At 49.3% G+C, this 23,496-nt stretch carries 19 protein-coding genes and 1 tRNA gene; 8 read left to right on the top strand and 12 right to left on the bottom strand.

The genetic code is table 11. From position 1 onward, the window contains the following. Entirely contained in the window at positions 1 to 1,320 is a 1,320-nt protein-coding gene (locus OXH18_RS16735) for a S41 family peptidase (protein ID WP_268608244.1), read from the top strand. A gap of 74 nt (positions 1,321 to 1,394) precedes the next feature. Here the strand turns inward: OXH18_RS16735 and OXH18_RS16730 are convergent, their stop codons facing one another. From OXH18_RS16730 to OXH18_RS16705, 6 genes are all read right to left on the bottom strand, one after another. After that, complete coding sequence (locus OXH18_RS16730; RefSeq protein ID WP_268608243.1) at positions 1,395 to 2,009, bottom strand: iron-siderophore ABC transporter substrate-binding protein; 615 nt, start codon at positions 2,007 to 2,009, stop codon at positions 1,395 to 1,397. 8 nt (positions 2,010 to 2,017) lie between these two features. Further along, entirely contained in the window at positions 2,018 to 2,455 is a 438-nt protein-coding gene (locus OXH18_RS16725) for an ABC transporter substrate-binding protein (protein ID WP_268608242.1), read from the bottom strand. A 28-nt stretch (positions 2,456 to 2,483) separates the two neighbouring features. Further along, positions 2,484 to 2,681, bottom strand: coding sequence for a TonB-dependent receptor (locus OXH18_RS16720; protein ID WP_268608241.1), 198 nt, complete (start codon positions 2,679 to 2,681; stop codon positions 2,484 to 2,486). Positions 2,682 to 2,694: 13 nt separating this feature from the next. After that, positions 2,695 to 4,179 carry a TonB-dependent receptor plug domain-containing protein gene (locus OXH18_RS16715; protein ID WP_268608239.1) on the bottom strand — a complete coding sequence of 495 codons (1,485 nt, stop codon included), beginning with the start codon at positions 4,177 to 4,179 and terminating at the stop codon, positions 2,695 to 2,697. 358 nt (positions 4,180 to 4,537) lie between these two features. Beyond that, on the bottom strand, positions 4,538 to 5,011 hold the full coding sequence (locus OXH18_RS16710) for a hypothetical protein (protein WP_268608238.1): 474 nt from the start codon (positions 5,009 to 5,011) through the stop codon (positions 4,538 to 4,540). A gap of 285 nt (positions 5,012 to 5,296) precedes the next feature. Beyond that, positions 5,297 to 6,814: a S10 family peptidase gene (locus OXH18_RS16705; protein ID WP_268608237.1), complete on the bottom strand. Its 1,518-nt coding sequence runs from the start codon at positions 6,812 to 6,814 to the stop codon at positions 5,297 to 5,299. A 193-nt stretch (positions 6,815 to 7,007) separates the two neighbouring features. On the opposite strand from OXH18_RS16705, the gene cysK reads away from it, so the two are divergent. Further along, complete coding sequence (gene cysK / locus OXH18_RS16700) at positions 7,008 to 8,018, top strand: cysteine synthase A (protein WP_268608236.1); 1,011 nt, start codon at positions 7,008 to 7,010, stop codon at positions 8,016 to 8,018. A gap of 668 nt (positions 8,019 to 8,686) precedes the next feature. After that, positions 8,687 to 9,697 carry a CAP domain-containing protein gene (locus OXH18_RS16695; protein ID WP_268608235.1) on the top strand — a complete coding sequence of 337 codons (1,011 nt, stop codon included), beginning with the start codon at positions 8,687 to 8,689 and terminating at the stop codon, positions 9,695 to 9,697. A gap of 352 nt (positions 9,698 to 10,049) precedes the next feature. Here the strand turns inward: OXH18_RS16695 and pruA are convergent, their stop codons facing one another. Then, positions 10,050 to 13,052 carry an L-glutamate gamma-semialdehyde dehydrogenase gene (gene pruA / locus OXH18_RS16690; protein WP_268608234.1) on the bottom strand — a complete coding sequence of 1,001 codons (3,003 nt, stop codon included), beginning with the start codon at positions 13,050 to 13,052 and terminating at the stop codon, positions 10,050 to 10,052. A gap of 327 nt (positions 13,053 to 13,379) precedes the next feature. On the opposite strand from pruA, the gene OXH18_RS16685 reads away from it, so the two are divergent. The 3 genes from OXH18_RS16685 (at position 13,380) to OXH18_RS16675 (ending at position 14,786) form a co-directional block, all read left to right on the top strand. Continuing rightward, complete coding sequence (locus tag OXH18_RS16685) at positions 13,380 to 13,598, top strand: hypothetical protein (protein WP_268608233.1); 219 nt, start codon at positions 13,380 to 13,382, stop codon at positions 13,596 to 13,598. Positions 13,599 to 13,717: 119 nt separating this feature from the next. Then, on the top strand, positions 13,718 to 14,182 hold the full coding sequence (locus OXH18_RS16680) for a hypothetical protein (protein ID WP_268608232.1): 465 nt from the start codon (positions 13,718 to 13,720) through the stop codon (positions 14,180 to 14,182). A 49-nt stretch (positions 14,183 to 14,231) separates the two neighbouring features. Next, positions 14,232 to 14,786 carry a glutathione S-transferase family protein gene (locus OXH18_RS16675; protein ID WP_268608231.1) on the top strand — a complete coding sequence of 185 codons (555 nt, stop codon included), beginning with the start codon at positions 14,232 to 14,234 and terminating at the stop codon, positions 14,784 to 14,786. A gap of 42 nt (positions 14,787 to 14,828) precedes the next feature. Here OXH18_RS16675 and OXH18_RS16670 read toward each other — a convergent pair whose 3' ends face one another. Next, positions 14,829 to 16,688, bottom strand: a complete 1,860-nt coding sequence (locus OXH18_RS16670) for a chloride channel protein (protein ID WP_268608230.1) — start codon at positions 16,686 to 16,688, stop codon at positions 14,829 to 14,831. Positions 16,689 to 17,271: 583 nt separating this feature from the next. Here OXH18_RS16670 and uvrC point away from each other — a divergent pair. Next, entirely contained in the window at positions 17,272 to 19,239 is a 1,968-nt protein-coding gene (uvrC, locus tag OXH18_RS16665) for an excinuclease ABC subunit UvrC (protein WP_268613200.1), read from the top strand. Between the two features lie 80 nt (positions 19,240 to 19,319). Continuing rightward, a complete protein-coding gene (locus OXH18_RS16660; protein WP_268608229.1) occupies positions 19,320 to 20,099 on the top strand; it encodes a ZIP family metal transporter in 780 nt (259 codons plus the stop codon). A gap of 248 nt (positions 20,100 to 20,347) precedes the next feature. Here the strand turns inward: OXH18_RS16660 and OXH18_RS25210 are convergent, their stop codons facing one another. The 4 genes from OXH18_RS25210 to OXH18_RS16635 form a co-directional block, all read right to left on the bottom strand. Continuing rightward, positions 20,348 to 21,448, bottom strand: a complete 1,101-nt coding sequence (locus tag OXH18_RS25210; RefSeq protein ID WP_290428415.1) for a bifunctional transcriptional activator/DNA repair enzyme AdaA — start codon at positions 21,446 to 21,448, stop codon at positions 20,348 to 20,350. Between the two features lie 253 nt (positions 21,449 to 21,701). Then, positions 21,702 to 21,774 (bottom strand) — tRNA-Arg (locus tag OXH18_RS16645). A gap of 177 nt (positions 21,775 to 21,951) precedes the next feature. Then, positions 21,952 to 22,401, bottom strand: coding sequence for a cupin domain-containing protein (locus OXH18_RS16640; protein WP_268613199.1), 450 nt, complete (start codon positions 22,399 to 22,401; stop codon positions 21,952 to 21,954). 112 nt (positions 22,402 to 22,513) lie between these two features. Beyond that, the gene (locus OXH18_RS16635) at positions 22,514 to 23,281 is read right to left on the bottom strand and encodes a cysteine hydrolase family protein (protein WP_268608228.1); all 768 of its coding nucleotides are present in this window, start codon (positions 23,279 to 23,281) and stop codon (positions 22,514 to 22,516) included. Between the last annotated feature and the right edge of the window lie 215 nt (positions 23,282 to 23,496).

The raw sequence follows: 23,496 nt of genomic DNA, 5'->3' as shown, positions 1-23,496 counted from the left end.
ATGCTACAACGTTGTCTGTCTTGGGTTTCTCGCGGTTGCTTGCGCCGTTATTCAGTGCGATCGCGATCTGTCAATTTTTGGTTTGCCAGTTTTCTAATTGCGGCGTTTGCTGGAGTGTTGATTGGAATCAGTCCACCCCGACTCGCAGCCCAACCGTCTACCAGTGCGGTGTTTGAGGAAGTTTGGCAAACGGTGAATGAAAAGTTTTATGACCCCAACTTCAATGGCGTCGATTGGTCAGCCATGCGCAACAAGTATCGATCGCAAGTGGCACAAGCTTCGTCTCCAGAACAAGCGGCTGTTGTGATTAACCAAATGCTGTCTGAATTGAATACATCACATACTCGATTCTATACACCAGAAGAACCTGCCTATTACCAACTTCTGGGTGTATTTTTGCCGCGTTCGACTGAACTACAGAAACAACTGACTGCATTTCTCCCAGATGGAAAAAGTATTTATACCGATATTGGAATTGTGACTGAAGTTTTGAATAATAAAGTATTCATTAAATCACTACTCGATGGAAGTCCAGCGATGACATCAAGGCTACAGATTGGCGATGAAATAATTAGTGTCGATGGACAACCCTTTCACCCGATTCGATCGTTTGCTGATAAAGCCGATCAACCAGTCACAGTAACTATTCGACGCTCAAGCGAGCGCGACCCTGAAAACATTACCGTAACCCCCAAACGCTTTGATGCCACAACCATGTTTCTGGAAGCGCAGGCTGCCAGTACTCAAATTATTGAACAAGATGGCAAAGCGATCGGCTATGTACATATTTGGTCCTATGCAGGCGATCAATACCACGAGCAATTGCAACGTGATTTGCTGTATGGTGATCTTAAAGAGGCGGATGCATTGGTACTTGATTTACGCGAAGGTTGGGGAGGAGCCAGCACTCATTATTTGAACCTATATCATCCGCGTAGCCTCAACCTAACGAGCATTCTTCGGAATGGCGATCGCTATACATCTAAGTCGGCTTGGACAAAACCTGTGGTGATGTTGGTCAATGAAGGCAGTCGCAGCGGTAAAGAAATTCTAGCCTATGGCTTTCAGCAGCTTCAAATTGGTCCCGTAGTAGGCAGTAAAACCGCTGGAGCCGTAGTAGCTGGCAGCCCGTTTTTAATGCAAGACGGCAGTTTGTTGTATGTGGCTGTTACAGATGTCTATCTCGACAATGGTGTTCGTCTAGAAGGAGTGGGCATTACGCCGGATGTTGAGGTTCCAGTAACGTTGGAGTATGCCCAAGGGGCAGATCCACAGAAAGAACAGGCGATCGTGGTGGCGGCCGCTCTAGTGACTCAATAAGGCGGTTGAAATCAAACCAATTCTGCTTGTAATGCTATCCCTGCTGTTTGTACCCGATCGTCTATAGCCAAGGGTTATTGATTCAACACATATCGCTCAATATCATCCAAAACTGCATGAGCCGCCAGTACACCCGGAATGTACCAGTAAATGTTGTTCACTGAATAGACTCGATTATTTTGTACTGCTTTGAGTTGACCCCAGAGGGGGTTGGCAAGCAGTTGTTCAACCTCTTCAGATTCGTTGTAATCAAGGAGAAACATGATGTCACCGTCAGCGTGAGTGGCTAATTCTACACTCACGTTTTGCGAATAAGCATCAAACTGTTGGGCAGGAGGACGCTGCAATCCTAATTCCTCTAAAAGGCTACCACCAAAGGAGCGCTTGCCATAGATGGCGTAGGTGCTACGATCTTGTGTCCAGTAAAAAATAACAGATATTTTGGGTTGCTTAGATAGTTTGCTCAAAGCGTCTTTGATTTGACTGATGCGTTGCTCTAACTCATTCAGAACTTGTTCACCTTCAACTGACTTGTCCATTACAGCGGCAATGTCTCGAAACAGGAGTCGCCAATTTGGAGTTCTAGAGGCGTTTTCATAAACAAATGTGGGCACAATGTGGGATAGCTGACTGTAAATCGGTTCAACGTAACTCTGCTGTCCCAAAATTAAATCGGGTTTGAGAGTCACGATCTGCTCTAGATTGAATTGATCTGAGGCCAGGCTGAAAGTGGTTGAATACCATTCGCTTTTCCTTGGAAATGTGGAAAGAATCCATGGTCAGCATGATAGTTCGGATCAACGCCTGCGGCGATCGGGGTTATTCCTAGAGCCAGAAGCGTATCTAAATCCATTGTTCCTGTCAGCGCCAGAATTCGTTGAGGATGAATCGGGATGGCTGCTTCTCCTAAAACATGTTGAACAATGCGAACCTCCGCAGATGGCTCTACGGTTGAAGCGATATTGCATTGTGAAGAACTAATTTTTGTGGAAAAGCTACATGCTGAAATGAAAGCGATCGTTGCAACTGTAAGTACCAAAAATAGACATCGCTTTATCCAATCTTGGCGACGGTAAAAGGAACGATTAAGCCGTAAATCCATTCTCTTTGTGAAGCAAGCGAAGGAACGTTTCATGTAGCCATTTTCTAAAAATAGAGAAAATTTAAAACGTATAGGAGAGAGAAGCCGTCACGCTCAACGGTGCACCCGGGAAAACAGTATCGCGTCTTTGGGCTGTTTCATAATATTCCACATCAAATAAGTTACGAATGTTGATAGCGGCTCGCCAATTGTTGCGGCGATAGAACAGAGCCGCGTCAGCCCGAACATAACTAGGAAGTTGAAAATTGCTGTTGGGCAATTCTCCTTCTTGCTCATCGACAAAGACTAAACCGAATCCAGTTCCTAATCCTTGAAACTCTCCGCAGAATCGAAGAAAAGGAAAAGGCGTTGCGGATCTCCCAGTTTTCATTAAAGCGATGTTCAAGCTGATAGCTGGCTCGCACTTGTTCTTCAGCGTAATCATCTAACGACGGATAGCCCAAGAAACGATTGATGGGTAGGGGCAAAGAACCGTCGCTGAGTGCTACTAGACTGCGATCGAAGACGGGATCATTGTACAAATAGGAAAAATCAGCCGTTAGGGTTGTATTTTCACTAATATTCCACTGAAGAACCGGAGCCACAAATACTCGTTCTGAGTTGACCTCATCCCGAAAACTGCCCGCATTTTGATACACCGCGTTGAGGCGATAGCGCAGCGACCCGTCATCAGTCAGCGGTCCAGAAAAATCAAGTTCTGGACGGTAAAAGCTGAATTGCCCACCTGTAAATTGAAGGGTGTAAGTCGGATCGCTCAACGGTTGTTCTGTCACCAAATTGACCACACCACCCGGTTGTAGCTGCCCAAATAGAATAGAAGCTGGCCCACGCAGAACTTCAATTCGCTCAACTTCGGAAAGATCGGCAATATAACCAAACTTACCGAAACGGAACCCATTTCTAAAGTTGTAGTTTTGCTGGAATCCTCGAATAATAAATTCTCCTTGTCCAGTTCCAGCGTAGCTGCTAGAGGTGGTTACACCTGAAGCATTGTTTCGCACGGCATCCGATAGACGATTAACGCCTTGATCTTCGATCACCTGTTGAGGGATCACTTGAATTGATGCTGGAATATCTCGTAGGGGCGTATCTGTCCGCGTTGCGGTGGTTGCGCTAGATGGGTTATAGCCTTCATCTTGCTTCCCCGTCACCACTACTTGAATGGCATCGTCTTCTGCAACATTTCCTGCCTCGCCCAGTGTCACCGCCAGCACGAGTCCCTGTGCTTCCGATCGCACCTCAGCGACAGGTGGCGCATCCGTTCCGGTAATGGCAACGCGTACTCTGTCACCCGGCAATTGGGAGACACTTACCAGCGCAATTCCGGCAATTGGGTTCGCTTGTGAGAACGCTTCAGTGATCACCGCATTGGGAATATCTGCCAGTAGGACATTGCCGATCGATCGGGTTTCCGGCACCTCCAACGCTCCATCCACCGTTTCCAGCACCACCTGCAAGCCTGCTGCCGTTGTCTCAACTTGGATTCCAGTGATCTGAATGATAGACGCCTCAATTTGGGCAATCCACTCTGTAACCGTTGTGGCAGTTGGGATGACTTTCTCCCCTCGATCAGGAGAGGGCTGGGGTGGGGTGAGCAAGGATTCTGTCATACCCCCCTCGCTCCCCTCTTGCAGAAGACGGAGGTCTGAAGAAGAGAACTGGTGTGGAGTTGAAGCCTCTCCAGGCAACGCCAAGGCACTTATCAAACTTCCTGACAACACCACCATCCACGCCACCGAACCCGAAACTTGCCGCACGCGCATTCCAACTCCTCACAACAGAATCTAACACTTATTGAAAATTGGTCTTAATAGTCAATGAAAAGGAGTGTAGAGAAGTCGATCGCCGCCTGTCTATCCCAATACGGACAAGATACACAATTAAACGTTCACCAAGGCTAAAAATTTAGGGCAAAGCTGATTTAGCGGTTGCGCCACCCATTCGTTGTCATGCGGCATCCTTGACCGCTGAAGAAATCGTCGCCCAATTGACGATTTACGGCACGAACTGATTGACGGAGAACTCATTGAAATGGAATCAACGGGTTTTCATGAGCAAGTGACTGACTTTATCAATCTGCGACTGAATCTAGCCATTGCTTAGAGAGTTTACCCATTAAACATTTTTTAATAACACCTTCAACAGGGATCGAGGTGAATCTGGCATTTCCATCAGAAACTCCTCCATCACAGCGGGCAATAAATGAATGCTCACGCCTGCCAATCGCTGCGATCGTTCATATTTGGCAGTGTAACTGGGGGAGATGCCACTGCCAGAAACGTAGCTGCGCTGCCCTCCTAGGGTAGGATAGGTGTCTTCATGATGAATGAATCCAGTGAGCAAGACGGAATACTGTACCGCATGATCACAGACGGAGCTTCTGAATATCCAATCTTGGTAAAGGGTGCGATCAAACACATCTAGCCACATTCCTGGCAACAGTTCCATTGAGCGAGTATAACCGCGTCCCAGACAGGCTGGAAAGCTCTCAACGGTTTCAAAATCATCCAGTATAAGATCAGGAGGATAAGAACCAGGAAATTGTTGAAACAGTTCCTCCCAGGCGGTTCCGTCAAGAATCAAAGTCATGGTATGGTGTGGATTCGGCCGCAATCGTAAAATTAATGGGAATCTTTTTCATTAAATTTTACGTGGTTGGCTGGCACAAATGCGATCGAACGATCGAAGCAGGCAAAGGGGTGTGAAATTGCTGTTCGTCTCTCTCGCGATTCGCCTGGTAATCGTTGATCTTGCCTCCCAAAGTGCCCTTTCTCCCAAGCCCTTTTCCCAAACAAGGGAAGCCGGATCAAAGTTCCTCGCTAGTTGGGAGAGGAATCGAGGGTGAGGGTAGAGGGATTCGCAGCCGTTGCCGAGTTAATAGGCGATCGCCTTTGCATACAACGCTTGCATTTCTTTAAACCACTGCTGTCGCGACTCATCCCAGGTATAGAACATATGACCACCGGGAAAGTGTTTTAAGCTGAGGTTGGGGCGAATGTCTGGATCAAGTTTCATCAAGTCGGCTAAATGGTTGGACGCGAAGTAGGGCGTCACTAAATCAAAAAAGCCGTGCGTAATATACACGCGCATGTGCGGATTCAGTGTCATTCCCACACGTAAATCATCAACCGAGCCAATAAATCCCTGCTTGAAATCACCTCTCAAGTCATATTTCCAAGCTTTGAAGGTTTCTAAGTTGAGCAGTTGATAGGTCAAGTCGGTTTCAACGCCTAGTGTATCTCGTAGGTGGCTATTGATGGCCCCAGTAAACAGTCGATCTAGCCCGTCCAGCGTTGGATCAATGCCTTGATAGGTCAACCGATCGGGAAACGGATCGATCGCTGTCACCGAAGCATCATACAATCCCACAATTCGCTGTTGATCGCGCAACAGTTCTCGCGCAAATCGTTCGATGTTAATGCGTCCAGCTTGTTGCTCAACTAAGGTCACAGGCAGCCCAATCAAGCCAGCCAACTGCTGGAATGCGGCTTGTCGTTCTTCCGATGGCATTGTGTCGCCCAGTGCCAGCATAGGAATTAAGGTTTTGCGAGCAAACTGCTCGGCTGCGGTTCTGTGCGCCTGTAGATCGCCCGGTTCTCCGGCCCATTGCGCGCGTCCGTGATAGGCGGCCGAGGCTGCAAACGAGGGCAATAGAGTTGCCCAAGCCGTGAGATTGTAATCATTGCTATCGAGAAAACTAAACTCCAGCGCTGGAGAAATTAGAATCGCTCCCGATAACCCCACTCCAAAATCTTGCTGAAGTTTGCGAGCCAACCTAGCCACCCGAAAGCCCCCGTAGCTTTCCCCGGCAATGAATACTGGAGACAGCCAGCGCTTGCGGCGGGACAGAAACCGCTGAATGAACTCTCCGAGGGCGTTGAGATCACGCTCTACCTCCCAAAATTCAGTTTCTTTGGGTTTGTCTGGCTCCGAAGACGATTTTTCGCTTGATTTCTCAACATTCTCAGCATTGTTTGCAGGAGAGTGCTCTGGCGTGAAGCTGCGGCTGAATCCAGTACCGATCGGATCAATAAAGACAAGATCGGTGAAACTGAGCCAACTTTCAGCATTGTCCACAAGTTTGACGGGCGGTTTTGGTAAGCTGCCATTGGGGCCAAAGGCAATACGTTTCGGGCCCAAGGCTCCCATATGTAGGTAGGCAGACGCTGCCCCTGGACCTCCGTTGAAAACAAAGGTGAGCGGTCGTTGCGCAGGTTCAGTAGACTCTACCAGATAAGACACATGAAACATTTCGGCCACTGGCTTTTCCCGTTGGAACAAGGGTTGCCATTCGGCAGTGGCGGTGTAGCGAACAGTCCGATCGCCGATAGTTAAGCTATGGTCAGTGGTGCTGGATGGACGAACCGGGGCGGATTTAGGAGCATCAGACATGGAAGTTACAGAATCTAACCGTTAAAGCTGGTATAAAAGCTGGTACTAGTGTAATCGGCTTTTACTTCAGCGTGCTGCCAATGTCAGCCTTAGCTTAATTAGGCTAATCTAGTACGCACAAGCATATCAGGCATCTCTGCCCCCGCGCTCCTGTCTGATTCCTTCTCTCCTTGCATTTTCCTAGAGCATTGCCATGCGAATTGCCCAAGATATTACTGAACTCATTGGTCGGACGCCCCTCGTGCAATTGAACCGCATTCCGCAAGCAGAAGGGTGTGTAGGGCGGATTGTGGTGAAGTTGGAGAGTATGAATCCAGCGGCGTCTGTGAAAGATCGCATTGGGGCAAATATGATTCGGGTAGCTGAAGAGGCAGGTCTGATTCAGCCTGGTAGAACGGTGATTGTAGAGCCTACATCAGGGAATACGGGCATTGCCTTGGCCATGGTAGCGGCGGCAAAAGGCTATCATTTGGTGTTGACGATGCCAGAAACGATGAGTTTGGAACGACGCGCCATGCTACGCGCCTATGGAGCCGAGTTGGTGCTTACACCCGGAAACCTAGGTATGAAAGGAGCGATCGTCCGCGCGGTTGAGCTTGCCTCCGGCATTCCCAATGCGTTTATGCCGCAACAGTTTCAGAACCCTGCCAATCCGCAAATTCATCGGGAAACCACCGCCGAGGAAATTTGGCAAGACACAGACGGACAGGTGGATATTTTGATTGCAGGTGTGGGTACGGGAGGGACGATTACAGGAATTGCAGAGGTATTGAAAGCTCGAAAGCCAACCTTTCAGGCGATCGCCGTGGAACCTAAAAATAGCCCTGTTCTCTCAGGAGGACAACCCGGAGCACACAAAATTCAAGGCATCGGCGCGGGCTTTATTCCAGACATTCTTCGCCCAGAGTTGATTGATGAGGTGATTCAGGTAGCCGATGAAGATGCGATTGCCTACGGTCGGCGGTTAGCCCGAGAAGAAGGAGTGTTATCAGGAATTTCGTCCGGAGCCGCCTTATGTGCAGCGATTCAGGTAGCACAACGTCCCGATACTGCGAATAAGCTGATCGTCATGATTCAACCAAGTTTTGGAGAACGCTATCTCAGTACGATTTTGTTTAAACCGGAACAATCTTCTACCGCCAGCGATTCCCATTCAGATGGGCACTGGTTGGAACCAATCGATCGGCTTCCTTCACCGTTATGAAAAGATATATGAAAAGATAAAGATTGTTGATGGCTTCTAAAGCAACAAAACGTTGACTTTCAATGACTTTCAATCAATTTGGGAAGACGCAACGGTTGGCAGAAAATGATTGGTTGTGATTTGTTGGTTGTGCTTTGCAAGCCGTTTTTGTCCTGTTTGTAGTTCGTTACAGCATTCTCTATCTATGGATTGCCTATGAATTTTAATATTCGTAGGCAATTTTTTTAATAGTGAAATTTTGATTTTAGTATTTTTAATCGTTGCAGTTAATTTTTGTACGGCACATAACCTTCTATTTGTCACTGATATCGATCGCTTGTTTAGAAGTTATGAACAATACCATCAACTCACATTGTAGAAACTAATCTAGAAAAACTTCATCCGGAAATGGCCATCCTTCTATGTACAGAGGAATGGTTTTCATTCAGTCTCAAGATTAAATAACCGCAAGTTTCAGGTCATGGCATATTGATAAGCGTGGATGTTCCCTGAGTCTTATGTTTTCCCGCTGTGTGTTCCATCAGTGAAATCTTGCAGAACTAGAACAGTATTTCAATTAGATTTGATTTCTGTATTTCATCTATCAGCATTCATTCACAAACAGCGCTGATGTGAACACGCTATGCCTAGGCTGGCTTGCTTTTAACGAGTTGTAAGGAGCAAGAAATTTGGCAACGAACGCAACATTCGTCAATCAAGTTCTAGAGTTAACCAATCAATTTCGTGCACAGAATGGATTAGCCCCTCTAAAACTGAATAGCGAGTTGAATGCGGCGGCTCAAGCACATTCTCAAGATATGGCGCAAAACGATTACTTCAGCCATACGGGTAAGAATGGCTCCAAACCGTGGGATCGAGCCAAGGTGGTTGGCTATGAAGCTCGCTCGATGGGAGAAAACATTGCGGCAGGTCAAACCACCCCTGAAGCTGTGGTGCAGGGGTGGATCAATAGTCCTGGACACCGTGCCAATCTCCTCAACCCTAACTACACAGAACTGGGAGTTGGCTATTTTTACCTAGAAAATGATACAGGCAGCGTCAATTACAAGCGCTATTGGACACAACTGTTTGGCAGTGGTGACCTCAATCCCAATTCGTCGATCGGGTCGTCATCCCCATCTCCGTCACCATCTACCCCATCTGCTGGGTTGAACTTGGTTGGCGGCAGTAGTAACGATAGCCTGAGTGGTCAAGCTGGCAACGATACGCTGCTGGGGGGTGGCGGTGCTGACGTGTTGTTTGGAGCTGCCGGTAATGACCTGCTTAATGGCGGCACGGGCGATGATATCCTCAACGGTGGGGCCGGTAACGACACGTTGATTGGTGGACGTGGACGCGATTCCTTTAAATTCAATTCCGAGGCGGCATTTCGGACAACCGATTTGGGGATTGACACAATCGTGGATTTTACCCGTGGTACAGACAAAATTGTGCTTGATCAAACTACGTTTGGTGCTATTACCTCAAACCAGATTGCGATCGTTGCTAACGATGCTGGCTTAGCGACTAGCAATGCAGCTATTGTCTACAGCCGTGGTTCCGGAAAGCTCGTCTTTAATCAAAACGGTAGCGCAGCGGGATTTGGCACAGGTGGACAGTTTGCCATTGTCGATAGTGATAACAATGCGGCCACCGCGCCTCCGGCTCTGACACGATCGGATTTCCAGATTGTGGCGTAGCAGAGGGGGAGTGGGGAGTAGGTTAGGTAATGGGTGATGAAATCTAGATTCTACATTGATTCTCCAGTTGCCGATTCCCGATTCCCCATCCCCGATCCCCTGAAACTAGCGAGCATCCAAGCCACCACTTCTCCTTGGTTCGATCGCTCCAGTAATATCCCTTGGCTTTCTTCATTTCAGAAGACACGCGCGATCGTTCGAAGATACTCCTTCCAGGTTGCTTGTACCCAGGTATCGAATGCGGTGCGTCTGAATCATGCTCCTCCTCTCAAAGCTACTCTTGCACTGGAGAGCGGGGAGCAGAGGAGCAAATGAACCGCCCACTCATTTACCCTCCCACTCTTCCACTCACCTATTGCTCGGCTCCTTCAATCGGTGCGAAGCCTTGTCGCTGGATATTCTCGCTGATGTGACGTGGTTCTAGAAATTGCAGTAGGTAATCTGGTCCGCCTGCCTTAGAGCCAACCCCCGACATTTTGAAGCCGCCAAATGGCTGCCGAGCCACGATCGCCCCGGTGGTATGACGGTTGATGTACAGGTTGCCCACCTCGAACTCGTTTTGGGCACGCTGAATGTGCGATGGGGTGCGAGAGTACAGTCCCCCAGTCAGGGCGTAGTTTGTGCCGTTGGCAATCTCCAACGCTTGATCAAATGTGTTGACCTTCATCACCGCCAGCACTGGGCCAAAAATTTCCTCTTGGGCGATTTTGGCCGTGGGAGCCACATCGGTAAAGATCACAGGTCCCACAAAATACCCCGTATCTGGGGCTGGCATTTCTAGTGCGACGGTCGCTTCTTCTTTGCCTTTTTCAATATAGGCTTTGATCCGGTTCTGGGCAGCAGCATCAATGACGGGGCCTACCTGCGTACTGGGGTTTTCAGCGGCTCCAATATTGAGCGATCGGGTGGCTTCGATCAAGCGATTCACAAAGGTATCGTAGATCGGCTCCATGACAATCACCCGCGAACAAGCCGAGCATTTCTGTCCACTATAGCCAAACGCTGAATAGACAACGCCTTGCACCGCCTGATCTAGATCGGCACTTTCGTCTACGATAATGGCATTCTTGCCACCCATTTCTGCCACAACGCGCTTCAGGTGTTTTTGTCCAGGTTGAACATCAGCGGCTTCCCGGTAAATGCGGCAACCCACTTCCTGCGATCCAGTAAACGTGATCAGGTGCACATCCGGATGCTTGACCATATGCGCACCTGCAACAGAACCTTTTCCAGGAACGTACTGAAACACCCCTTTGGGAATGCCTGCTTCCACTAAAATTTCGCTGATCTTGGCCGCAATCACAGAAGACGTTTCAGCAGGTTTTAATAACGTACAGTTACCTGCTACAAGTGAGGCTACAGTCATACCTGTAGGAATAGCAAGAGGAAAGTTCCAGGGTGAAATCACCACTGAAATGCCCCTGGGTTGATAATGATAGCGGTTATTTTCGCCCGCTACATCATAGTTCACTCCTCGATCGAGCCGTTCCATTTCATCAGCATAGAAGCGGCAGAAGTCGATCGCCTCTGATACTTCCGGATCGGCTTGCCCCAAGGGTTTACCTGTTTCCAATACCATCCAAGCGTTGAGTTCATCTCGGCGTTCCTCTATCAACTCGGCGGCTTTGCGCAGAATATTCGCTCGTTCTTTCACAGGCGTTTTCTTCCAAGCCGGAAAGGCAACTTTGGCGGCTTGGATAGCTTGTTCGGCTTGCTCGACGCTAATCAGCCCAATTTTACCCACAACCTCGGATGGATTAGACGGATTCACCGACTCTACAACCTCTGACGGGTTGACATACTCACCATTGATCAACGGCAGATACATCTGACCCAACTGCTGCCGCACAGTTTGAATGGCCGCAAAAGCGCGATCGCGCTTCTCGACGATGGAATAGTCTGTGTCGGGAGCATTGTGAAATCGTCCGTTTTGTACGGATAGTTCGCTGCGACCTGTCCCTACCGTTTCCATTACTGGAGGGGCAAGTAATTCCTCGATCGGTCGTTCTTCTAGATTTTGCCGCAGAAATGAAGTGTTCGCCGTATTCTCTAGTAAACGCCGGATTAAATAGGACATACCGGGAATTAGCTCGCCGTAGGGACAATAGACGCGCACCCGAAACCCTTGATTGACCAGGGCTTTTGCCAGTTTGTCTGCCATGCCATAAAGCACCTGTAACTCAATCCGGCGCGCAGGAATCTTCAATTCTTTGGCAATGGCGATGGCTAGGGCTTGCGATCGAACATTGTGGCTCCCGATCGCGGCATACAAGTATTCGTGATGCTCTAGCAGCATTCGGGTCAGTTTCTCGAAGGCATAGTCCGTAGACGATTTGTGTGAGAACACGGGCACATCCCATTCGTGCTGCGTCGCTTTGATAGTTTCTTGATCCCAATAGGCCCCCTTCACTAGCCGCACCGTGATTGGCTTGCCGCGCCGTTTCGCCCAGTCAATCCAGCTTTGCAAATCTTTCTCTGTATCGCGCAGGTAGGCTTGTAGGGTGACGCCCAAATCGGTGCGATCGCGGAACTCCTCTTCCATCAATAGCTCTTGCAAGATAGAGATCGTCAGATCTTTGTAGACATACTGCTCCATGTCAAAGTGAACAGCGGCTCCTAATTCCTTGGCGCGACGCAGCAGGGTACGAATGCGATCGGTGACACGTGCCTGACTGCCTTTAGCATCCAGCGGATCGAACTGCGAATAGAAAGCCGTTAACTTCATCGTTACTTGCACCCGTGGCAACGGTTCGCCATCGGCTTGGTCAATCTGCGGCACGACTGGCCAGCGCTTGGAGGCTTCCGTGAGTTGTGCCATTAAGTCTAGATAGCGATCGAGGTAAGATTGCGCCTCTACTTCCGTCACCACCGCTTCACCCAGCAGATCGACCGTAAACGTCATTTTTTCTTTGCGCAGTTGCTCGATCGCCTTGATCACTTGCTTAATGTTTTCTCCAGCAATGTACTTCCGCGCCAAGGTCTCAACAGCGGTGGAGACCGTGGTGGCAGCGGCCTGTCCAGGCAACGAATCAGGATTGGCAAATCCTAACAGTCCCTTAAGGGCAGCTGGCAGTTCCACTGACTCATCGCCTAAATATTCCTGCAAGTGACGAGCGATCTCAGCTTTGCTTTGCAGTGAGGGCAAACAGTCAATGAAGCGAAACAACTGTACCCGCAGTCCCGGATTGGCCATGGCCCAGCCCAATAGCTTATCGTCCCAGCGCATTTGATCGCGCATTTGAGCAAAAAACGATCGATTTTCCCGTGATGCCTCTAAAAGCTGACGGGCAATGGTTTGGGTATGAGCTTCATAAGGATTTTGAGAAGCTTGGCTTTGAGACACGTATGTAACCACAGTAATAAACTCCCTCATTCAATGAAGGCAAGGCTCAGCGAAATCAGAAGAGGGGTGCTGCAACCTTGCACGAAACCGCTTGCAATCCCTAGTCTTTGTACGAGTGACCACCAATTTTCAAATCTTACTCTAGTTCCGCAGACAGTCTCTTTCTCTATTGTCAAGGTTTCCAGAGATTAGTGGCAATTCCTGTCCAAAGCAAACAATACCTGTCCAAAGCAAACAATATCAGTATTGGCTTGAGCATTGGTTTGGCGGCTGGGAACTATAAAACTATCCCTGCTCAGTCTGTGCAGCGGTGAATTCAGTCAAGAAAAGTATACTGACATGACCAGAAATATCTTTGTGCAAGCGCTTGGCATTGCAGCGAGTTGCTATTTATTGCTCCGTTTGTCGGGTTGGCTATTAGGGAGCCTGGCAACCATCTTGATCGGCTTATCCAACTGGACACGCTATACCCTACTGCCCATGAGTGAGGAAATTGCGATCGCCGTCGGTCTAATGTTCTTACTTGGGGTGGCTATCTTCAGCAGCCGTTCTGAATAGTGGTGCTCTATCAACCTCGCCGCGCAATATCGCCACCCTGTGAAACGCTAAACGATGCGCCAGCCATTCCAGCAACGGTTTAAAATCAGACAGTTGGGATTCTGGTTATTAACTCGCTTATGTCAACTGCCACTGTTTATCCAAACGTTCCCGATCTTGCCGCTGAGGATTACCTGGTCATTGGACTGGCCACCTGCTTCATTAAACAAGACGGCGAAGTGCATTCGGTGCAAATTGCCGAACCGATTCCTGCTGCTGCGATCGAAGCCCTTGTCAAGGGTATTCCCACATCCTATCAACTGGCGTGTGGCACAACCCTAGGTGCTATATTCGACGGCGAAACGGTGACGCTTCCGGCTGAATTTCCCACAGACACACAACTTTGTGACGATTTTGCCGAGCGCAGTACGGCGGCGGCTCGCACCTACAAAAAAAGCCAAGCTGCCCAGTCCTTAATTCCCGCAGGAACCAGCAAATCCGACTTCAATTTCTCCACCGATCGCAAGCGCGTTCTCAACTCCGATCGAATTGTCAAAGCTGAAGATAACGTTAAACAACACGCCTATACCCACCAAGTACTCTAAACCTTAGCCTTCCTCTTTCATCCTTGATCCCTACATCTTTTCCCTACCTATGTTGAAACTTTATGGTGGCGCTCGTAGCCGCGCCTCGATTGTTCAGTGGTACTTGGAAGAATTATCCGTTCCCTATGAGTACATCTCGCTGAATTTGCAAGCAGGTGAACATCGGCAACCAGAGTTTTTGGCAATTAACCCGATCGGAAAAGTTCCGGCGATCGTCGATGGCGATTTTAAATTGTGGGAATCGGGCGCCATTTTGCTGTACTTGGCAGATAAGTATGATGCCGCTGTCACGACGATCGAACAACGGGCCGAAATTGCCCAATGGATCTTGTTTGCGAATGCTACTTTTGGCCCCGGTGTGTTTATAGAAGCCAACCGTGAACGAGAAATGTCCCGCTATCTGACGTTTCTCGATCAATATCTCGATTCACGATCGTTTTTAATTGGCGATCAATTGAGCGCCGCTGATATCGCAGTCGGTTCCTTCCTAGCCTATATGCCAATTATGCTCAAACTGGGCTTTGAAGACTATGCTGCTGTCGATCGCTATGTGAAACAACTGGTGGCACGCCCTGGGTTTCAGAAGTCGATTGGGGCGAGGTAAAGGGGATTGGGGGTTAGGTGGTTTATCCTTTGGTCTTTCTTCTCATTCTTCATCCTTTCCCAAATGTCGGTGTAGGGCTTCGCGCGTTTTGGCGAGGCTGTTAGCCAACTCGATATCTTCTTGAGAAAGTAAACCAATCACCTGCGGTGGGTCATCACGAGTCATCACGGGCAGTTGGTGCAGTCCTCTGACAGAGAGACGATCGCTCACCTCGGATAGTAGTTCATCCTCATGGGCAAAAATCAGTTCAGTGCTACATAACTCACGAATCGGCTGCTGCATCAGTTCATTTAACTCCTCGTCGGACTTTGTGCGGGACATGAGTCGATGCAGATCGCACAGAGTTAAAATACCGATCAAGTGCTGATTTTCATCAATCACAAGGGCACTATGACAACGATGGGTGAGTAGAGCATGTCCAGCATTCGTCAGGGATTCCTGAGCAGATAATTGTAATGAAATCGGTTGCACCGCTTCCCTCACCTTGATAAGAGGGAATGAAACGGGTTCTGTTGGGTCGATCGCTGGTTTCGGCTCAGGGGTATTGTCGATCACAACTTGCGGATGCAGGTACTCAACCATCCAGATGCTTAGCCCCACTGCCATCATCAGCGGTAGGACAATCCGATAGTCACGAGTCAGTTCAAACAGTAGCAAAATTGCCGTGAGGGGAGCACGCACGCTGCCTGCTAGCACAGCTGCCATTCCCACCATGGCATAGGCAGGAGAGGAAGCCAGATATGCACTGGCGTTAGGAAGAACGATTGCCAACACCTTGCCATAGGCCGAGCCGAGCGATGCTCCTAGAAACAGCGCTGGAGCAAACACCCCACCGACAAAGCCGCTACCAAAACTGATTGCTGTCATCAGCAGCTTGATGACCAGCAGCGCCAGCACCAAATGCAGTGGAAACTGTACATCTTGCAGCATAGATTCCACCGTTTCATATCCCACCCCCAAAATTTGCGGTAGCCATAGGGCCACTAACCCCAGACCGATGCCGCCCAAAATTGGATGCAGCGATCGGGGCAGCCGAGCCAACCAATCTGTGCCTGCCACGTCCCCCTTGAAGCATTGCTGAGAAAAGCGCAGCAGCCGAACATAAATCAACGACACCAAACTGGCGAGTAGTCCTAACCCCACATAAAGTGGCAGTTCCAATAGACTGCGCACTTCATAAACTGGTAGGTCGAAAGCAGGCTGTGCCCCTAGTCCAATTTGGGCAATCCACGCAGCCACAACCGCGGCTAATAGCACCACACTGGCGGCCGAAGCCGCAAAGGTTGATCCCATCACTACTTCTAGGGCAAAGAACACGCCAGCGATCGGCGCATTAAACCCAGCCGCCAGTCCAGCCGCTGCCCCAGCACTCAATAATAACCGCTGGCGCTCTTGGGAAACCTTGAGGGCTTGCCCCAGCAACAAACTAAAGTAAGCACCAATCTCAACGCTTGGCCCCTCAGGCCCTAGCGATGCACCGCTACCGAGGGAGATGGAGGCGGCCGTCATTTTAGTAATGGGGTTCAGTAACACAAGCTCGCGATCGCCCTGCGCCACTTCCAACAGCGTCGTTAATCCTGGCCCAAAATCTCGCATTCGCCAGCGCATTAGCCCTACGAGCAACCCACCTAGTAACGGAATCAGCGCCAACGTCCAGTGTCCCCACGTGGAAAGAAATCCAGATACCTCACCAAACATGAGGTGATGCACCACATGAATGAGGGCGCGAAACAACACAACCCCCGATCCGGCTCCTGTGCCAATTAAAACCGATAACAGGAGCACGAGCGTCGCCGGACTGGGATGCAGATAACTGAAAAACTGAGTGAGTCGAGAGGCAGAAGTATTCGATCGCATTGACTCAGAGCGGGCAACGTCTCTGAGGTTGAACGTCAGGTTCATTCGTGCTGGCAGGACGAGAGGGAAAAAGCTGCTGTTTCTTATTGTGACTGATGATCACAGACTCATTACTATCTGTCATGACTTTTGTGGATAGGCTTGGGTATATCGACAATCATTTAAACTTGTTTACAAAAATCTTGAGAGATCATTAAGACGTTACCCAGTCGAAATGGGTAGAAAACTGGGTGGAGTGCCGCTATCCCTAAACCTAAAATCGGGAGATGATTAAACCATATTCAAACATAGGTTGCATTTAAAACCGCTGGCAGCTTTATAAAGCCAGTACTTATAAAAAACAAGCTCTGGGCGATCGCCCAGAGCTTAAAGTTTTATGGGACTTAATCTATGGGACTCAATCTATGGAACTTAAAATCTATGGGACTCAATCTATGGAACTTAAACAACAACTGTCTTAAAGTACGTAATTCAAGTACGTAAGTACGTAATTCAAGTACGTGATTTTCTACCCGCTTCAACGGTTGTCTGTCCCTCCTTTGGCAATCGAATAGAGTATGCTGAGAATATTGCACCTCTTGCTACATCTAGATCTTGCCCCATCTTTGAGTAGCCCGCGCTTGTGACTATATCCTCAACTTCCAACCCCCATCTTCCAACCCCTAACCCATCCAAAATCACTCCCCTGATCAAAACTCCCGATCGCCTCGAAGCTCGGCTGAAGGAAATTCCGCCGGAACCGGGGGTTTACTTCATGCGGGATGCGGTCGATAACATTCTGTATATCGGTAAATCGAAGAAACTGCGATCGCGGGTGCGATCCTATTTTCGCGACAAGCACGAACACAATCCTCGTATTGCCTTGATGGTGATGCAGGTGGCAGAAATCGAGTTTATTGTCACCGATACCGAAGCCGAAGCCCTAGCACTGGAAGCGAATTTAATTAAGCAGCACCAGCCCCATTTCAATGTGCTGCTGAAAGATGACAAAAAATATCCCTACCTCTGCATCACCTGGTCTGAGGAATATCCCCGCATTTTTATTACGCGCAAGCGGCACTTGGGTAAGAAGGACGATCGCTACTATGGGCCCTATGTTGATGTGTTTGCGCTCAAGAGCACCCTGCGACTAGTGAAACGGATTTTTCCGTTGCGTCAGCGTCCCCAACCCCTGTTTAAAGATCGCCCCTGCCTGAATTTTGATATTGGGCGCTGCTTGGGCGTTTGTCAGAAAATGGTGTCAGCCGACGAATATCGCAAAATGATTGGCAAAATTGCGATGATTTTCCAGGGACGCTCCAAAGAATTAGAAGATATTCTGACGGCACAAATGGAACAAGCTGCTGAAGCGTTGAATTTTGAACAAGCGGCGCGACTGCGCGATCAAATTCGCGGGTTGCAATCCCTTACGGCCGATCAAAAAGTGGCGTTGCCCGATGACACCGTATCACGAGATGCGATTGCTCTGATGGCTGATGAACAGTTTGCCTGTATTCAGCTTTTCCAAATTCGGGCGGGGCGGTTAGTTGGTCGATTAGGCTTCATGGCAGATGCTCAATCGGGTACACCAGGAGCAATTTTGCAGCGGGCGTTGGAAGAGCATTACTCTACGGTAGATTCGGTGGAAATTCCTGCCGAAATTTTGACTCAGCACGAATTGCCCGAACACGAAATGCTGGCAGAGTTTCTGTCGCAGCGCAAGGGGCGAAAAGTTTCGATTGATGTGCCGCAACGACAAACCAAAGCCGATTTGATTGAAATGGTGGAACGTAACGCAGGGTATGAGCTAGCCCGCACTCAGCGCTTTGCCGATCGCAATAACCAGGCCATGCTCGATCTGGCCACCATTCTTGATTTGCCCGATCTGCCGCACCGGATTGAGGGCTACGATATTTCGCACATTCAAGGTTCTGACGCCGTCGCGTCGCAAGTTGTGTTTGTTGATGGGGTTCCTGCCAAGCAGCACTATCGCCACTACAAGATCAAAAATCCTACCGTGCGATCGGGCCATTCGGATGACTTTGCCAGCATGGCCGAAGTAATTCGCCGTCGCTTTCGCAAGTATGCCAAGTCAGGATCAGGGAGCAAAGATCAGGCATTGGACACCTCTGCCAGTCCTCAACACCTCACCCCCAACGCCGCGTCTGATTTTCCCGATCTGGTGATGATTGACGGCGGCAAGGGGCAGCTTTCAGCGGTGGTGGAGGTGCTGCGGGAGATGAACCTGCTGGAAGATGTGAAGGTTGTGAGCTTAGCCAAGCAGCGGGAAGAGATTTTCTTGCCTGGTGAATCATTGCCCTTAACCACTGAAGCTGAACAACCTGGAGTACAGCTATTGCGACGGTTACGCGACGAAGCTCACCGCTTTGCTGTCAGCTTTCACCGGCAGCAGCGCAGCGATCGAATGCGGCGGTCTCGCCTAGACGAAATCCCCGGACTGGGACATCATCGGCAAAAACAACTGCTGGCCCATTTTCGATCGATCGATTATCTCCGAGAAGCCAGCCCTAAACAAATTGCCGAAGTTCCGGGCATTGGACCTAAAATGGCGCAGCAAATTTACGATTACTTTCATCCGCAACAGCAGGCGAACTGAACTTTGAAACGGGACGGGTGAATGTCACTTTGATACCGACCGAATGCAAGCAGGTTACTCTATCTGCTAGTCTGCTAATTATGTCTCTTCCCACGGTTTATCTTGGTCTAATTGGTAGCGCAATCGCCGGTCTTGGAACAGGGCTTGGTGCATTGCCCATTTTATTTATTCGCCGCATCACTCAACAGGTGCAGGGTGTGTTGATGGGCTTTGGTGCAGGAGTGATGTTAGCAGCAACCGCCTTTTCGCTCATTGTGCCAGGGATTGAGGCGGGTGATACAGTATGGGGTAGTGAAATTGCTGCCGCATTAATGGTGACAATCGGTATCATCATGGGTGGCGCTTTTTTATGGTTTAGTAATCAATACTTTCCACACGAGCATTTCTTTAAGGGACGAGAAGGTTCGGATATCGTCAACCTCAAGCGCGTTTGGTTGTTTGTGATTGCCATTGCTTTGCACAATTTTCCTGAGGGTTTAGCCGTTGGCGTGGGGTTTGGTGGCGATGATATTGCAAATGGTATTGCGCTCACCGTGGGAATTGGGTTACAAAATATTCCCGAAGGACTTGTTGTGGCGTTGTCACTGGTATCGGAAGGATATTCTAAGCAACAGGCGATCGGCATTAGCTTTCTGACCGGCTTAGTCGAACCGATCGGAGGCATCATTGGGGCCGCAGCCGTGTCACTTGCCCAACCTGTATTACCAATTGCAATGGGGTTTGCAGCCGGGGCAATGTTGTTTGTAATTAGTGATGAAATTATCCCAGAATCCAACCGCTTGGGCTATGAAAAAGCAGGCACGATCGGCGTAATGAGCGGCTTTATATTGATGATGTTTCTAGATGTAACCTTGGGATAGCGTGACGTTCTTTACTAACAAGCGTCCAGACCTTTTATGCCAAACCGCCCTTCTCCTCCAGCCTCTGCTCCCAAGCTGGGCAATGGGGAGCCAGATCAACTTTCCTCTCTCAACACGGGAGATGGATTGAGGGTGAGGGCTAAAACTGACAGCATGCCAGGGGGGACAGTGTTCTCATAAACACTGTCCGAAGGATTGAACGAAATATCTGTACTAAATATCAATCGATCTTCCCAATTCTCCACTCCCTACTCCCCAATCCCTGGAAACCTCCCCGATCGCTCCAGTTCCAGCAAGAGCCGCTTGCGCCACAAGCCACCGCCATAACCAGTTAACCGTCCATCTTTGCCAATCACGCGATGACAGGGAATCAAAATACTGATGCGATTCATGCCATTCGCTCTGGCCACAGCCCGAACGGCTGTAGGTTGACCAATGCGGTGCGCCAGTTCATCATAGGAAATGGTTTCGCCCTGAGGAATGCGGCATAGTTCTGCCCATACTTTTGTCTGGAATGGAGTTCCATGGGGTACGAGGGGGACTGTGAAGTCCGAAAGGGTACCAGCAAAATAGCGGGTCAACTCGTCGCGCAACTGTTCGATCGCGTCATTCGTGACTGGCAAAATTGGGTAGCCAAACTGCTTCTGCATGGTGGTGTAGTTGTGTTCCAACAGGCGGCGATCGGTATATTCCACTAAGCAAAGGCCATCGCGCACTGCCCCCACCAGCACCGGCCCCAACGGCGTTTCTAGCATCTGGATAGCGATGTAATCTGTCGCATTGCATTGTCCAGGCGGCACACCAAAGGTTTTGTTAAAGGCGTCTCGAAAACCGCTATGCGATTCATAGCCTGTGTTCATCACAGCATCATCGATCGCTGTTCCTGCACGAATTTGAATAAAGGCATCAGCCAACCGACGGCCGCGACACCATTCCGCAAAAGTCATGCCATACTGCTCGCGAAACCACCGCCGGGCCCGTTCCGGGCTAATTCCCAATGCCCGCAGATCGTCGCCAGTGAGTTTAGTATCGGGATTTGCTTCCATTTTCTGCATCAGCGCCACCACCCAATCGGGCTGTGCACCATATACTTCGGTGGGACAACAGCGTTTGCAAGGGCGATATCCAGCAAAAACAGCTTCACGAATGGTAAAAAAGAATTCGTTATTTTCCGGTTTGGAGCGAGCCGGACAGGACGGACGACAGAAAATTCCGGTGGTACGAACGGCCACAAAAAACATGCCATCATAAGTGGCATCTTTGTTGGCTACCGCTTGTTCCATTTCAGTACGAGACGGTAGCAACGGCAGATTCATCTGAGCAGCCATCTGAGCAGCGATCGATTTCATAGGTCTAGTCAGTCGAGGTAATCGGTTGATTCGGGGCGCTTGATGTCGTCATTGTGACAACTTCACCCGGTTTCTGCCACCGAAAAAGCGACAACGGGTTTTAAAGAAGCTCACGCATTGGTGGCGCTTCTGCTCTCCTTGGCTCTGAGTCCCTCTCCTATGGCAAACCAGCAACTTGCCACTCGATTCCCCCGAATCGTATAGAAGACCGAGGATAGAAACTGGTACTTTAGTTCAGGCATTTTCATCTAAACGAGCATGGCAGGAATCGAACCTGCGACACCCAGAACCGGAATCTGGTGCTCTATCCCCTGAGCTACATGCCCTTAGCGATCGTTCTTAATTCTAACCTGAGTTAATCTAGATTAGACAAAACTCTATCCCATGGTAGCACTCAATCTTCTTCCCTGCTTGCTCAGCACGCACATTTCCAGAGCAACCAGATGACTGATTACAGATGGCTAAGTGTGGTGCAAATGATGGCAGTAAACAGTACCTTAGCACTAGATTAACAAGCTGTCCGATCGCCGTAACACCGATAGATCCTCCTCGTCCAATTCTACTGGAGTGCCACTGCGAATTAATTCAGCAAAATCTTCATTGGGAACCATGATGCAGAGGGCATAGAGCCGTCCTGAGCCGGTGTTCTCAATGACATGGGTTCCAGTCGGAGGCACTAAAATACTGTCTCCTGCCCGGATCGGAACCGTTTTACCGTCACAGGTTGCTATCCCTTCGCCCTTCAGCACAAAGAACATTTCCACAGCCAATTGATGACGGTTGGGGGGTGTTTTACCGCCTACATCAAAAATTTCGACACAGTAGGTCAAGGACATGTTGGCAATGACTGGATCAAAAACGATCGCCAAGCGGTTAGTATCTTGTGGGCTGATCCGAAACGCCTGATAATCTTTGGGCGTTTTCACTACAGGAATGACACAGGTTGTTGCCATTGCATTCATAGAGCGGTTCCTCCGATTGGGAGCTAGGGATTGGGAGTTGAGAGTTGGGGGTTAGGACAAGAAAAGAGAAAAGCCGAACAAATTTACTCGGTGCTGATTTGAGCTATTGAATAGCGGTCAATAGGGCTTGAGACTCGGTGATAAATCCAAAGCACTGATTGACGTTATAAAAGGTTGCTTGCAAACAGTAGTCTGGAGAGGTTGTTGCAGTGCAGTCGCGAATCAAAATACAATCGTAGCCGAGAAAATTGGCGTCTTGCAGAGTGGTCATGACACATTGATCGGCGTTGACTCCTGCGAAGAACAAGGTGGTTTTGCCTAAATTGCGTAGAATACTGTCGAGCGGGGTGTCCCAAAATCCGCTCATGCGATATTTATCGACTTGAATATCGGTCGGTTCGATCGTCAACTCATCCACTACGGCGGCGGCCCAACTCCCTTTCGTTAAAACAGGCGCATGGTTCTTGGGTAAGGGATCGCCTAGTCCAATCCCTGCACCGGTGGGATTGTAAACATGGCGCAAAGCTGGGCTGATGTTGAGCAAATCCGGTCGGTTTCCCCAATTGACCCAGACGATCGGCACATCCACGCTGCGCAGTTCTGGTAATAGCTGTTTCAATGGTTTGATGGGATCGCGGGCGGGCATTATATCTACGCCGATATGAGCTAACCAACCGTCGGGATGACAAAAATCATTCTGCATGTCAATCACCACCATAGCTGCTTTAGCCAGGTCTAAACGCAATTGTTTCGTGTCGGTTGGAAGAATAATGGGGCGCGGAATCAACGGTGGTCGAGTTAGATCTGCTGTTTCAGCATCTACCAACCAAGCGTTAGGTGGAATTCCCAGCGATCGCAGCGATTGATTCATACACTAGCCTACTGTTTTGATGTACTGCTGTCCTAATGCAAAAGTCACTTTCAATTCAGTATTAAATACCACGTTTTGAAGAGAGGTTGAGTGAATGAACTAATTGCCTGACCCAAGGTTTCCGTCCTCACCCTAAATTTCTCTGTCAAAGCCAGCGAGGGACGTTGAAATTCACCCCATCGTTTCGACTTCCCATTGCCCCCTATGGAAGTAGG

Source organism: Thermocoleostomius sinensis A174 (genome assembly GCF_026802175.1).
Classification (GTDB): domain Bacteria; phylum Cyanobacteriota; class Cyanobacteriia; order Elainellales; family Elainellaceae; genus Thermocoleostomius; species Thermocoleostomius sinensis.
This window is presented reverse-complemented; position numbering and strand designations above follow the sequence as displayed.